This window comes from Teredinibacter purpureus, from assembly GCF_014217335.1.
GTDB classification, from domain to species: Bacteria; Pseudomonadota; Gammaproteobacteria; order Pseudomonadales; family Cellvibrionaceae; genus Teredinibacter; species Teredinibacter purpureus.
Window position 1 is genome coordinate 1,348,369 of sequence record NZ_CP060092.1, and the last position, 13,025, is coordinate 1,361,393.

Genomic DNA, 13,025 nt, shown 5'->3' on the forward strand with positions numbered 1-13,025 from the left:
AAAAAAACCGGCGAAGATGCCGGTTTTTTTAGCATAAAGCTGATAGCTCTTTAAGACTTGTTGTCGCTTGCTGGAGCGTCATCTGATGCAGGAGTATTAGACGCGGCTGTTTCTTGTGCAGCGCGTTGACGTTTAACTAATTCGCCAACTGAGCCAAGCGAATGTAGGTGAGCGTAAGTCCACGCTAACCAGCCATTTTTAAACCACGTTTGCAGCTCTTCTGGAGAGAGAGCTTCTTGTAGCTTCTTTTCGTTAATGCAGTGAAGGTCACTCATTTTAACTTCACCATTTTGGAACTTAATGGTGGCGTTATAGGGTTCAAATAAGTCTTTCTCGCCCAAGGCTTTGGCGTACTCTTCTGTTGCGCGATAGCTCTTGTCGACGGCTTCTAGAAAACCAACTACTTGCTGGAGTGTTTCGGTAGGCTTATCTTCTTCTTCGAATAAGCGGTCACCTTCGTCTTCTTGAAAATGCGGTGCTTTATTGTCGAACATTACGACTTTTTCAGGCGTAAGCGCGAAAGGGTACCGGCGAATGAAGGCCGGAATATAGACATCTTCCCAGCTATCGCCCATATCGTGAGAATCTTTCTTCAACGACAATATTGCCATTGGTAAATATTCTCCCTTCTCGTTTTTGACAAACAAAATCGGGTAATCCCGGCTTGTTTGGAAAAATTCGATACCGCCAAGAGGCACGGAGTTCACGTTATTCGCGAAGGCGTAGTTCTGCTTACGGTTAAGCTTAAGATCGACGTGTTTTTTCTTTTCAAGAGCAACTGGCTCTTGGTAAAACATGAGAGCAGCCATAATTTATAGTCTTTTAATCAAGGTGTCTAAATGATGCGCTGGCGCTGTGGTTCGCGCCAACATAATGTGTTCGCCGATCTTAGCAGGGATTATTGTTCGACAAAAGCCCGCTCGATAACATAGTGCCCGAGCTTGCCATTACGGGCTTCTTTAAAGCCTTGATTATCCAGTATTTGACAGGTGTCTTTGAGCATACTGGGGCTTCCGCAAATCATAAAACGATCGTTTTCAGGTGAAAGCGGTGAAAGGCCAAGCTTTTGGGGGAGATCGCCGGTTTCCAAAGCATCGGTTAGGCGGCCTGTATTTTCAAACACTTCCCGAGTAACGGTAGGATAGTAGAGTAGTTTGGCGCGTATTTCATTTCCAAAGTATTCGTTTTCGGGCAATGTTTGCGTAATAAATGCTTGGTAGGCCAGTTCATCGGCCGTGCGCACGCCGTGGGTGAGTATGACTTTATCGTAAAGTGCATAAACTTCAGGGTCTTTAATAATACTCATAAAGGGCGCGAGCCCAGTGCCCGTGCTAATTAGCCACAGGTTCTTACCGGGCAATAAACTATCACTCACTAAGGTACCGGTTGATTTACGGTTGACCAATATTTCGTCGCCAGGTTTTATATGTTGAAGCTGTGATGTAAGAGGCCCATTGGGCACTTTAATGCTAAAAAACTCGAGGTGCTCTTCGTGGTTAGCGCTGGTAATGCTGTAGGCCCGTAGTAAAGGGCGGCCATTATCTTGCTCTAGCCCCATCATGGTGAAGTGCCCATTGCGAAACCTAAAACCGGGATTGCGCGTGGTTTTGAAGCTGAACAGGTTGTCGGTCCAGTGATGAACTTCGAGGACAGTTTCTTTTAAGAGGTTACTCATGATGTGGCTCGCAGTAAGAGGATTAGCTAGAGAGTGAGATAAGCTTAAACGGTCTCTATTGTTCGGTAAAATGGGTTTTTTGGGTTATAGTTATCGGAAAAAACGATTACTAGGGCCTGCGGCTCGGCTAATGAAAAGGCTTTCGTACGCAGTGAGTAACGGGTAGCGTTGGAGTAAGCAGTAAAATGAAATACACCCTAAAGCAATTGCAGGTATTTTTGGCGGTTGCGCATCATCAAAATGTATCACGCGCAGCGGGCGAGTTGTCGATGTCTCAATCGGCGGTGAGTGGTGCACTTAAAGATTTAGAATCCCAGTTCGCTATACAGCTATTTGACAGAGTTGGTAAGCGCTTACAAATTAACGAGCTGGGCACACGGTTGCGCCCCGATGCAGAAGCGCTTGTCTCGCGAGCGTTGGAATTGGAGCAAGCGTTTAGCCTGCATCACATTGCTGGCGACCTTAAAGTGGGCGCCACGCTGACTATTGGTAACTATTTGTGTGTGCCGCTTATGAGGGATTATATGGCACGCACACCGGATAGCCGCGTTCAGTTGGAGGTGGCTAATACCGACACGATTGCGCGCGAAATTCTCGATTTCAAAATAGACATCGGTATGATTGAAGGTGAATACCATCATCCTGAGCTGCAACTCGAGCCGTGGCGAGAGGACGAATTGGTTTGCTTTTGCGCACCAGATCATCCCTTGGCCAACGTACCCGAACTCACTACGGCTCAAATACTGGCGGCGCAGTGGATACTGCGCGAACCGGGTTCCGGTACGCGGCAAACATTCGATCGTGCGTTTCATCATCATTTGTATCGTTTGGATATAGTGTTGGAGTTGCAGCATACCGAAGCGATCAAACGTGCGGTTGAATCTGGTTTGGGGGTTGCGTGCCTTTCGACAATCACCCTGCAAGATGCCTTTGAGCGCGGTACATTAGTCCCGTTGCGAACACCACAATTTGATTTACGTAGAACCTTGTATTGGGTATTGCACCGCCATAAATATCGCAGTGCAGGCATTAAACAATGGCTTGACGTGTGTACCCTGTAAAAACGCATCGTGTATGGGTCGCTCACTCTTAAAGCACCTTCTAAGGGCAGGGCATTCTAGGAAGACAACGTTCTAGATAATATGGGTTAGGGTGCCACTACAGTGTAATGAAAATCGGATATTTAAGTTTGCGGATAAAGACGGTATTTATGGTGCGGTTTAAGGGCGTGTTGCGGTGTAATGTAAGGCAAGCATAGAAAAATGAAACGAATTTCTAGTACGTTGGTTGCTTGCGTTATTATGTTGTTGTTTTGTTTACATACCAAGGGAGTACGCTCATCGCCACGTTTATTGGAAACGTTGACCGTGGCGGCGAAAGCGAGCGTCCATATATAAAAACAACCTGAATTAAGGGCGCCGCAACGGTGCAGCAAGAACCAGATTACAGACTAAGAGAAAATGATTGTAGTTGTTTGGCGGCCAGCATTTTTCGCCTAAAAACGCCATTAAAGCCGGTGATGTTCTCATAAATTATAGGCTGGTGAATGCTTGCTAACGTGGTCGAAGTCTTTTAGCTTTTGGGTGAATCGGGCTGCGCAGAAAGGTTCGCTTCCCGCATAATACAGGCTCGGTTTGATGAATTTAAACAGGCATCATAGAGTAAAGAATAGGCCACATTGTGGTTTGATATGGCCGTCTCTTAAGGGGTTACAGTATCGATCGAAAGGCTAAAAACAATGTTTTGGCCTGATTGCACATACTGTTAAAATCTTTCAGTGATTGGATTGTCACCTTTCCCCCGTGGGGCAACTGCGCTCAATAATAAAGGATGGAAGAGGAAATGCTTATATGGGTTATTTTGCTCGTTTTTGCGGTGCCCCTTTACGTGTTTTGTCGGCAAGTGATGAGCGCGAACAGCAGTCGAACAAGCCGCATCACAGAGATTCAATCGACATTGCGTGAGAAAAAAGAACGAGAGGTGCAGGAAAAGTGGGCGCGCATTAAAAATAAGCATGGCCGCGACTAAGTCTCGACGGTTTAGCGATAGCCTATAAAGAAGAGGTTTAATGACGACTATTACAGTGTTTTTGGGTTATCTGTTTATTCTCAGTGCTATTGTTGTTGGCGTGGTGAACGTTGCGCAAGGTGGTTTTCGCGTGTTTCAGGTTGCGGGTTTAGTGTCTGTTTGCGTTCTACAGTTAGCCGTAGGGTGCTTTCTTATTTATGCGTCTATACAGCGCAAGAATGGCACATTGCTATCTGCCAAAGTGTACCCTTCCAGTATCGCGGCGGCTATTTTGTCGGTCGCTTTTTCGTATCGTTGGTTTGAATATGGCGTGTAAAAGTTAGACGGGTGAAGAACCCTATTAGCTACCTGCTTTTATGGGCTAATCCAGTTTCCTCATGCCTTCCATTATTTAAGCCAATTGCTCTTTTATTCTCTTTAAAACGCTATGAATAAATAGATAAAACGTGTCGTCACCTAACCTGGAGGAACAGCTTCGTAAAAAAGTAAAAACCGTTGTAAATACCAATACCAATACCAATACCAATACCAATGATAGATATAATTATGGCGGTAATTCAGACGTGTTTCTTTGAGTGTCGTAAACCTCTTTAGAATTTTTTCGTAGAGAGATTAAAAAGGTTCTAAATGGCCACTATTTTTTTAGGAAAGTCAAAATCGACGAGGCTCCCAGTACCTAGCGTTAAATGTTGCCAGCGCTCTAGTTGAAAATGTAATGTGGCGATTGCACAGGTAGGCATATTGTCTACTTGCATCCCGTTAAGTTGATTGTGTAGTTGGGTGAGCTCTGGGTTGTGCCCCACTAACATGAGTGCGCTACAGTCGTCTTTTTGTGCGCGAAGTAGCGCGAGTATGGGGGGAATACCTCTGCCGTATAAACGGTTGTCTATTTGGATACTGGAGGCCGTTAGATGAAGTTCGCGTCCGAATATACACGCGGTTGTGTGTGTTCGAATACTTGGGCTGCAAAGAATGAGGTCGGGAGAGGGGAACTGATCGTCGGTTTGTTGTACGTGATTTGCTAAACGACGCGCCATATCTGGCGCATCGCGATTACCACGCTTATTGAGAGGGCGTTGTAAATCACTTAGTTCAGTGTCGCTCCATGACGATTTTGCATGGCGCACTAAATAAAGTGTTTTTGTTTTGTGCATCAATGCAGCTTCCGTGCGATGTGTTTATTAAGCCTAGCAATTGACGCTTAGGCTTGTCTATTCGGTTTGCTGCTGCAATTCCCAAAGTTGCGCGTATTTGCCTTTTTGTTTCAATAATTGTGCGTGGTTTCCGTATTCAATGATGATGCCGGCGTCAAGCACGAGAATCGTGTCTGCATTGACAATGGTTGATAGCCGATGCGCGATGGCTAGGCTCGTTTGTTCTTGTGCAATTTCCTCTAGCGCGTGCAAAATACTTTTTTCAGATTTACTGTCTAATGACGATGTCGCTTCATCAAACACTAATATTGCAGGACGCTTAAGAATCGTTCTCGCAATGGCCACACGTTGTTTTTCGCCACCGGAAAGTTTTAGCCCGCGCTCACCGACTTGAGTGTTGACGCCTTCTGGTAAAGTGGCAACAAACTCATCAAGATGCGCGAGGCGAATAGCGTCTAATACCTGTTCGTCTGTCGCGGTGATATCGCCATATCGAATATTTTCGAGAATACTAGAATTAAAAAGTACGGTATCTTGTGGCACCACGCCAATATTTCGTCGTAAAGAATGTTGATTGATATGACGAATATTTTGGCCGTCGACAATAATCTCGCCTTCGCAAGGCTCGTAGAAACGAAACAGTAATTTCAATAGCGTGGACTTGCCAGCACCACTGCTACCCACAACGGCAACTTTTTGATGGGCACCCACTTTAAAACTGATGTTTTTGAGTATGGGGCGTTCTTTCTGATAGTGAAAACTTACGTTCTTAAATTCAATCTCTGCGTGGGTAACTACTAAGTCGGGTGCGTCGGGTTCATCAACAATGGCAGGCGTTTGCGCGAGTAGATTGAACATTTTTTCAATATTGGCCATGGAACCTTTCATTTCTCGGTAAACAAACCCGAGCAGGTTCAGCGGCATGAAAATTTGCATCATGAAGGCATTGATCAAAACGAAGTCGCCAAGGGTCATTTTTTGGTGGGCTACGTCCCAGGCGGCGAGAATCATAGCAGCACTCATGGAGGCGGCAATAATAAAAGACTGGCCTCCGTTCAGGGCAAATAGCGTTAAGCGATTTTTCCGCTTAGCCTGTTCCCATTGTGCTAAATCATGGTCATAGCGTTGTGCCTCATAGTCCTCGTTTGTGAAATATTTGACGGTCTCGTAATTGATTAAACTGTCGACAGCACGGGTGCTGGATTCAGACTCGGCGGTATTCGCCATACGAATAAAACGCGTACGCCATTCGGTAGCAAATACCGACCAGCCTACATAGGCTATTACCGCGGTTAGTACGATAACGGCATAACCGGCGTGATAATTAACCAGCAGCAAGAGGGCGACGAGTAATATTTCCAATAGGGTAGGCACTATATTAAACACCATAAACCGCATTAAAAAGCTAATGCCATTGACGCCTCTTTCTACATCTCTAGACAGGCCTCCAGTGCGGCGATTTAAATGAAAATCTAAATCAAGTGCGTGTAGGTGCCGAAAAACACGTAGGCCGACACGACGCATTGCGCGCTCTGTAATACGACCAAAGAGCGTGTCACGCAGTTCACCCAATAACACATTAGCGAAGCGAACGAAGCCGTAGGCAATTAATAGCGCGAGGGGGATGCTGGTTAGTTGTGCGGCGGCGGTCGTGAGATCGAGGTGGTCGACAATGTGTTTGAGTACAAACGGCAAGCCTACCGAAGCCATTTTTGCGCCAATAAGACAGAGAATAGCGAGAAAGAGGCGGCCTCGGTATTCCAATAAATAGGGAATAAGAGATTTTAATGCTTTCCAATTTACATCAGAAAACGCGACATCGGTTTTTTGCCCGCGCATAAATATCCTTGGGAATGAATTGAGCTGGTCTATTACCGCTATAGTGTAAGAACCACCTTGAATCGTACGAATCTCAAGCTAGATTTTAAAGTGGAGCGGTCTAACCAATATTAAGAAATGTTAGGCGAGCGTTTATGCTCGTCCGCAATAGAGTATACGGGTTCAGGTGATAAAAGATTACTGGCTAAATGATGATGAATTACTGCTCACTCGTTACACGGATATTGTAACGGGGCCAGAGCTTATCGATAGCGCGTTGCACACTAGTGGCGACGAACGTTTTGACCGCGTACGTTATATTCTATCGGATTGGTCAGATGTGAAGAAGGTTCATGTCTCACCCGAAGAGATTAAGGCCTTAGTGGCATGTTTGAGACCGATTAGCACAATATGCCCCCGAGCCAAGATGGGCTCCTTGGTTAATCCCGATCCGGCTGGTAATGCCTTGGTTGCGTGGTATAAGTTTTTAGCCGACGACCTAAGCTGGGAGGTGGATATTTTCACTGGGGTGGAGGAAGCGGTAAAGTGGAATACGGCTTACCGAGATTATTTCCGAAAAAAAATATGTTAATAGACGACACTACCCTTTTCTTGTCAATCGGCCCTATTTGGCTATTCGCGCGTCGTTCCTCTTAGTTGATTAAGCATCAAACACTCAACGTTTACCGTGGCCACATAAAAAACGGGAAGCATAAGCTTCCCGTTTTGTTTGAAAGGTCAACGTAAACTAAAAGGTTGCCACAACCTTAACGGAATCGTTTACGGCGGAGGCATCAACATACCCAATAATATTCGGGTTTGACGACACCAGCGACACTACTGCGGCGTCATTATCGACACTTCTTGGGGGGGTGCCCTTGCCGGTAAATACCAGCTTAGACCAATAGGCTTTTAGCTGGCTAGACGACTTCTTTAGAATTTTGTCATTAAACTCAGCGGTTGGCGCTGCATCTTCCGTTTGACTAACAGGCACTGCTTGAGAACCATCAGGAAATGATTTTTTCTTACCCAAAAAGATGAGTGAGATAGCGCCTCCATCCATTGCGCTGGCGTTGGATGGATGTGTAATGACAGCAATTTCTGCATTAGCGGCTTGAGTGAATAGAGCGCTACACAATAATAGTGTCAGAGTAGATATACGTAGTTTCATGAATAGCTCTCCTAAAATACAAAATCAACGGCGACGGCAACAAGAGACACTTCTGATTCGATGCCACCAGAGTCAACAGTTCGATCTACATATTCCACTTTTAACTTGGCTGAAGGGCTGAAATCCCACGCCACGCCGAGGGTAGAGCTATCAGTGACAGTTGCTGGGCCAAAGCCCGGAGGTACGTCATTGTTACTAATAGTGTAGTGAGGTGTGAAATCGCCAATCACATAACCACCGGAGGAATACCATGATGTAGTCGAATCGCCGCCCTCTGGCACTAGCTCTGTGAGTTCGGAGTGCAAGAAGAAGTTGTTGTAATCAATTAATATCGCGGTCGAGTGGTATTTTAGAGCGAATGGTGGAAAATCTTCACTAAACTCTACTTCTGTAGAATGATAAAGCCTACGTAGTTTTACCCACTCCCAGCCAACGACGGCTGACAGCCCCAAGTTCTTGCGTACTGCGATGGTGTCGTCACCGGAGGGTAGGTCACGCGAACCGTACCAGCCATGAATATCGATTTCGAAATCACCCAGCCCCGAGGATAGCACGCGACTGTAGCGAGAGTTGACGCCATCGACGATGGTGATATCGAGGTTGTAAACATCTACAGGTGGTCGTACCCAGTGGTAGGCATAGCCCACATCCAGGAAATCTGAATAATAGAAAAAGGGCAGCCTAAAGCGACCGGCGCCTACCGATAAGTCGGGCGTTACACTGTAATTAAAGAAGGCCCACTCTACGTCTGCACTGTAATCGTTGCCGCCTTTAGCAACAATTTGAACGGTCGCGGTGAGCTTTTCGTTGACCTGTGTGCTGGCTTGTAACCCGACGACAGATTCCGGTGCAAACTGTAATGTATCGTCGTAGGTACCCCCGGTGTTTGGATCGACCAAATAAGTGGTGTCGTCATCTAACGTTGTGCCGGCGACGATGGACATGAATCCGTTCCATCGAATATCACCTGCATGAGTGTTTAAACTGCTAAACGTGAGCGCCGGCATTAACAGAAAAGCTAGCTTATTTACTTTCATCTACTATCTCCTAAAAGACGTTATAAATAGATCGGTATCGCGTGGGAGTTGATCTTTTAGACAGGGTTTATTGTTTGTCACGTTGAGTATAGACAAGTCACAGATAAATCAATTATTCGTAAGCTTTTTTTTTGATTGCGTTAATTAAATTTATATGTGAAGAAATTAAATAGATTTAAAAATAAACTTTTCAAAGGCGTGATGATGACGAATGGTTTTAAAATAAAAGTGTTTTTATGTCGAAAATATACGCGTCATAATATTGACGGAGAGGAAGCGTTTTTAGAGTACGAATGACAAGTGACGTTAAAGTAGCGTTTAAAGGTTAAACGGTAATGCGAACGGGCGAGACTTTATTGGCCTGCTCTGAGTCTCGTGCGAGTAGTGCAAGCTGACTGTTTATCATTCTGTTTGCCTCGCATAGACCGTGTAACAGTTGACCGTAATAATCAATAGATTCAGAGGGTTGAGGGCGTTCTGTGCTGATATCTGTGGTGATATGGGCCGCTACATATTGGGCTATGGTCGCGAAGTCTTTGTGAAAGTTACAGCGGTATTTTTCTAAAAATTTTAGCGTAACCTGGCCGTACTCATGTATGTCTCGGGTAATGCGTTGTATTCGCTTTTGCAGTTCTATCTCATTTTTCTCTGTTGCTCTAACGGCCAAAATAGGTAGATAGCCCACGCGTATTTTTAATGTTTGTAATGTGTTGTTTTGAATAAAAAGCCCTGCCAAAATTTGCAGTAAATTAATGCCTGTTTGACGTTTTTCCGCCTCTGGGTGAAGCGCAATACCTAAAAATAAACGTGTGCCCATTAATTCGTTGAGTTTTCCTTGTCTTGTGAGAAGGGCATGATAGTCGCGTTTGGACTTGTCATAGTGCTGCGAAAAAAAATCAAATTGCTGTCCAGACAATAGAAATTCTTCGGCGGTAAAACTATAGCCTGCTTTGCGAACTTCGTTGGCCGCTGCCAATGGCGTCAATTCGGCTTCAGTGCGTGGCGCAAGATCGTACAGGTGCAGGAAGTCGGGTGTAGCGTGACGGATACGGACAATATGCTCATTGAGTAAGGTGATTCGTTGCGCACGACTTAGTGATTTTACTTGCTGGGGAGAGGGAATTTGCCAGAAAACATCTGGTTGAAACCATTGGTTGAAGTAATGAGCGCTCAATTGGTCTCGTAATTGGTCTTTTTGGGCAAGGCTAGTGAGCTGTGTAACATCCACTAACTCTGAAAGCGTAAACACAACGGCCTGATTTTGGTAGAAAAGAACGGTTAATTCGCGGTAGACCGCATTGGCCTTTTCAAGTAGATCGGTCGCCGGTAGTTCCTGTGCATCAATGCCAATAATATCCAAATCTTCTGCGTGAATAATGCGCTCTCGGTCACTGGGGAAGTCGGCATGGCGACGGGTCTCGCCGCGGTTAACTTCATCGGCGAGTGTTTTTAATGTTTTGGGATTTAGGGTGTTTACAAAATGCCGTACCAACGCGGGGAAGTTGTCTGTGAGCTGGCGTTCGCCAATTTGGGCGAAAAGCTTTTCTGAAGCAAGCTGCAGTGCATAATTGGCAATATGGCTTTGCGTAAAAAGCGAGACGAAAGTGCGCGTACCTGTAAGACCAACCGCATAGTGATCAGCGTTAAGGACTTGTGCTTTTCCGGTAAACCGACTGCTGGCGTTTAGCCATTGTGCAAAAGGCCGTAGCAGAAAAGCGCTGAGACCCAGCGCACGCTGGTAAAATCTGTATCGGAGTTTTGGCAACCTTCCCTGTGCATTCGCGGCGAGCCGGTCGGCGGTTATTGCCCATCCGTCGGTGTTATCGGCGGCATGACTAAATTGATGGTTGAGTTGCTCAGACACTGTTTCTATCAGGGCACCAAACGGGTGTTTTAACCGAGCCGCTTCATGGGCAATAACTGCCGCTAGTTGACGAGTATTGAGTGTGAGAAGTAGGGGTAGACCAATAATGAGCGCGCGATCGCCGGTTAACGGCGTAGAAAATTTAAAACGGTATTCGGCATGGCAGTGCACACTATCAAGGCTAAGGAACAGTTGCTGTGGCGTTGGCGACCCAACTAACTGATAAATTTCCTTAACGAACTGTGCAAGCTTTACTTGTTCTGCGGTATTGACGCAGAGCCGTTGAGGTTGAGGTAAAGGCCGATAGATAAGTGCCCGTAACATCAATAACAACAGCGCCATTGTTACTAGCGCCAGCATGAAAAAGAGTATCAGCGTATTGAACTTTTGTGTTTCCAGGGTAGAGATAACGCCTTCGATGAGCAAGTTTATCCCAATGAGCGCGAGACCCACGCAAACGACACCGTAAATGAAGAGCGCAAGCGCAAGCGCGGTGAGTGTGGCAAAGGCGCTGAATTGACGCTTAATGGCCGAGGGCGCTGATTGGGGTGAACCCTTAAAAAAAGAGGTGCGCATAACCTGTGTGTGCGCCGTATTCAGGGTTTCATTTTGTTGCGCAGGCTCAGGCGGGCTGTCATTGGTTGGCTGCAGGGTTTGAAGTCGTACGTCGACCCCGTGGGTTTCGAATGTATTGAGATAGTGAGCCGCCTGTGCTTTTGATAGATTTTTTTTAATGCATTTACTGGTGCCTGAAAGTAATGAGGCGGCTTGGCTGGAGGATATCTTGAGCGTTTGGGCCAGCCATGTTTGAACCTCGGCGGTGTCAAAACCGTCGAGAATTTCGCCGGTAAGCAGCACGTTAAAACGAACGCTAGGTGCGGTGCTGCTGACGGAAGAGTGGAGCGACATAAACGGTTACCGACGGGTTTAACGGTGATGAAGAAAACAGCCATCATTTATAGCATGATCGGTACAGGGCTGAGCGGCGACTGATCACAGATTGCCATGACGTATAGTGCGCCAGTTCACGTGATCAAAGCGACGTTAGCGTTCTTCGTGGTGTTGACCGTCGAGAGTGGCGCTCCATCGTTGCCAGCCGGGCATAAAGGTATCGAGTAGCCGATAGAAGCGCGGGCTATGATTGGCTTCATATAAATGTACAAGCTCGTGAACAATGACATATTCAAGGCACTGGGCGGGGTATTTAGCCAATTCTAAATTTAACCAGATGCGTGCTCTTTGAGTATTGCAGCTTCCCCAGCGAGTTTTCATTTTTTTTATCCCCCAAAAACTGGCTTCTCGGCCCACAATGCGTTGCCATTTTTCGATAAGGGCTGGCAATGCGCGATTAAGCTCAAGGCGGTAAAACTGGTCGATCAGTTGGCTGCGCTCCTGCGTTGTGGTTTGAGCGGGGCAAATAATCTGAAGTTGATCGTCTTGAAGGCTCACCTTATTGTGATTAAATCCTCGTGTGATGGTTATTGTTTTTAGGGCGCCCCACACCCTTTGGGAATCGCCGTGCAAAAATTCTGGTGCTGGCGTCTGCGGTTGCGAGCGGATATCCTGCTGCTGCTCGATAACCCAGTCGAGGCGTGCACGAATCATGGCTTCAATTTCTTTATTCGTAGCCGTATGTGGTGCCGAAAGCGTAACGTCACCGTTGGGCGGGCTAACCTTAAGCCGTAGGTATTTCATGCGCTTGCGGGTAACCTCGATAGAAAGCCCCGCAACGGTTATTTGGCTTTTACTTTGAGGGCGTACTTGTACAGCGCGACGGCGGCGAAAGATAGGCATTAGCTAGTGACCAATATGCACAATGACATTACGAGTGCAGGCCATACGACGGTGTTCCCATAAGTAGATGCCTTGCCATGTGCCTAATGCAATTCGGCCATCATCAATGGGGATGGAAAGGCTGGTCGCCGTTAGGGCGGCCTTAATATGGGCGGGCATATCATCGTCACCTTCTAGGGTATGGGTATACAGAGGATCACGTTCGGGCACCAAACGGTTCAGCCATTGCTCTAAATCGTGTTGAGCAGAGGGATCGTAATTTTCCTGGATAAGCAAGCTAGCAGACGTGTGTTGTACAAAGAGGGTACATAAACCCTCAGTAGCATTGGCCTTTGCAACCAGTGCCTGTACCTTCGGCGTAATACTATGGAGCCCTTGGCCGGGAATAGACAGAGTAAGAGTGGCAATCATAAGCGTTGTAACGTGGTCTTGAAATCGAAGCGGGTAGTATATCAATATCAAAGTGCTCAATGGCACAAGATTG

At 46.4% G+C, this 13,025-nt stretch carries 13 protein-coding genes; 4 read left to right on the forward strand and 9 right to left on the reverse strand.

Features of this window, described 5'->3' with window-relative positions:
* Positions 1-50: 50 nt before the first annotated feature.
* Positions 51-797 carry a SapC family protein gene (locus H5647_RS05980; RefSeq protein WP_045857093.1) on the reverse strand — a complete coding sequence of 249 codons (747 nt, stop codon included), beginning with the start codon at positions 795-797 and terminating at the stop codon, positions 51-53.
* A 101-nt stretch (positions 798-898) separates the two neighbouring features.
* Positions 899-1,675, reverse strand: coding sequence for a ferredoxin--NADP reductase (locus tag H5647_RS05985; RefSeq protein WP_045857095.1), 777 nt, complete (start codon positions 1,673-1,675; stop codon positions 899-901).
* Between the two features lie 185 nt (positions 1,676-1,860).
* Between H5647_RS05985 and H5647_RS05990 the strand changes: the two genes are divergently transcribed.
* The 3 genes from H5647_RS05990 to H5647_RS06000 all read left to right on the forward strand — a co-directional run bounded on the left by H5647_RS05990 (position 1,861) and on the right by H5647_RS06000 (position 4,019).
* Complete coding sequence (locus H5647_RS05990) at positions 1,861-2,736, forward strand: LysR family transcriptional regulator (protein WP_045857096.1); 876 nt, start codon at positions 1,861-1,863, stop codon at positions 2,734-2,736.
* Between the two features lie 781 nt (positions 2,737-3,517).
* A complete protein-coding gene (locus H5647_RS05995; protein ID WP_162926298.1) occupies positions 3,518-3,703 on the forward strand; it encodes a hypothetical protein in 186 nt (61 codons plus the stop codon).
* 40 nt (positions 3,704-3,743) lie between these two features.
* Positions 3,744-4,019, forward strand: a complete 276-nt coding sequence (locus H5647_RS06000; RefSeq protein ID WP_045857102.1) for a hypothetical protein — start codon at positions 3,744-3,746, stop codon at positions 4,017-4,019.
* 307 nt (positions 4,020-4,326) lie between these two features.
* Here H5647_RS06000 and H5647_RS06005 read toward each other — a convergent pair whose 3' ends face one another.
* A complete protein-coding gene (locus H5647_RS06005) occupies positions 4,327-4,857 on the reverse strand; it encodes a SixA phosphatase family protein (RefSeq protein WP_045857104.1) in 531 nt (176 codons plus the stop codon).
* 57 nt (positions 4,858-4,914) lie between these two features.
* Positions 4,915-6,696, reverse strand: coding sequence for an ABCB family ABC transporter ATP-binding protein/permease (locus H5647_RS06010; RefSeq protein WP_045857105.1), 1,782 nt, complete (start codon positions 6,694-6,696; stop codon positions 4,915-4,917).
* 166 nt (positions 6,697-6,862) lie between these two features.
* Between H5647_RS06010 and H5647_RS06015 the strand changes: the two genes are divergently transcribed.
* Positions 6,863-7,267, forward strand: coding sequence for a hypothetical protein (locus H5647_RS06015; protein WP_121495357.1), 405 nt, complete (start codon positions 6,863-6,865; stop codon positions 7,265-7,267).
* 156 nt (positions 7,268-7,423) lie between these two features.
* Here the strand turns inward: H5647_RS06015 and H5647_RS06020 are convergent, their stop codons facing one another.
* The 5 genes from H5647_RS06020 to H5647_RS06040 form a co-directional block, all read right to left on the reverse strand.
* Positions 7,424-7,846, reverse strand: a complete 423-nt coding sequence (locus H5647_RS06020) for a type 2 periplasmic-binding domain-containing protein (RefSeq protein ID WP_045857110.1) — start codon at positions 7,844-7,846, stop codon at positions 7,424-7,426.
* 11 nt (positions 7,847-7,857) lie between these two features.
* Positions 7,858-8,883: a hypothetical protein gene (locus tag H5647_RS06025; RefSeq protein WP_045857112.1), complete on the reverse strand. Its 1,026-nt coding sequence runs from the start codon at positions 8,881-8,883 to the stop codon at positions 7,858-7,860.
* A 325-nt stretch (positions 8,884-9,208) separates the two neighbouring features.
* Positions 9,209-11,656 (reverse strand): M48 family metalloprotease, encoded by a 2,448-nt coding sequence (locus H5647_RS06030; protein WP_045857114.1) that lies wholly within the window; start codon positions 11,654-11,656, stop codon positions 9,209-9,211.
* Positions 11,657-11,791: 135 nt separating this feature from the next.
* On the reverse strand, positions 11,792-12,541 hold the full coding sequence (locus H5647_RS06035; protein WP_045857116.1) for a M48 family metallopeptidase: 750 nt from the start codon (positions 12,539-12,541) through the stop codon (positions 11,792-11,794).
* Positions 12,542-12,544: 3 nt separating this feature from the next.
* Positions 12,545-12,952, reverse strand: coding sequence for a secondary thiamine-phosphate synthase enzyme YjbQ (locus H5647_RS06040; protein WP_045861127.1), 408 nt, complete (start codon positions 12,950-12,952; stop codon positions 12,545-12,547).
* Positions 12,953-13,025 lie beyond the last annotated feature (73 nt).

Excerpts from the sequence above, each read along its gene's own strand:
- H5647_RS05980 (WP_045857093.1), bottom strand. The coding sequence starts at position 797 with ATGTTTTACCAAGAGCCAGTTGCTCTTGAAAAGAAAAAACACGTCGAT.
- H5647_RS05985 (WP_045857095.1), bottom strand. The coding sequence starts at position 1,675 with ATGAGTAACCTCTTAAAAGAAACTGTCCTCGAAGTTCATCACTGGACC.
- H5647_RS05990 (WP_045857096.1), top strand. The coding sequence starts at position 1,861 with ATGAAATACACCCTAAAGCAATTGCAGGTATTTTTGGCGGTTGCGCAT.
- H5647_RS05995 (WP_162926298.1), top strand. The coding sequence starts at position 3,518 with ATGCTTATATGGGTTATTTTGCTCGTTTTTGCGGTGCCCCTTTACGTG.
- H5647_RS06000 (WP_045857102.1), top strand. The coding sequence starts at position 3,744 with ATGACGACTATTACAGTGTTTTTGGGTTATCTGTTTATTCTCAGTGCT.
- H5647_RS06005 (WP_045857104.1), bottom strand. The coding sequence starts at position 4,857 with ATGCACAAAACAAAAACACTTTATTTAGTGCGCCATGCAAAATCGTCA.
- H5647_RS06010 (WP_045857105.1), bottom strand. The coding sequence starts at position 6,696 with ATGCGCGGGCAAAAAACCGATGTCGCGTTTTCTGATGTAAATTGGAAA.
- H5647_RS06020 (WP_045857110.1), bottom strand. The coding sequence starts at position 7,846 with ATGAAACTACGTATATCTACTCTGACACTATTATTGTGTAGCGCTCTA.
- H5647_RS06025 (WP_045857112.1), bottom strand. The coding sequence starts at position 8,883 with ATGAAAGTAAATAAGCTAGCTTTTCTGTTAATGCCGGCGCTCACGTTT.
- H5647_RS06030 (WP_045857114.1), bottom strand. The coding sequence starts at position 11,656 with ATGTCGCTCCACTCTTCCGTCAGCAGCACCGCACCTAGCGTTCGTTTT.
- H5647_RS06035 (WP_045857116.1), bottom strand. The coding sequence starts at position 12,541 with ATGCCTATCTTTCGCCGCCGTCGCGCTGTACAAGTACGCCCTCAAAGT.
- H5647_RS06040 (WP_045861127.1), bottom strand. The coding sequence starts at position 12,952 with ATGATTGCCACTCTTACTCTGTCTATTCCCGGCCAAGGGCTCCATAGT.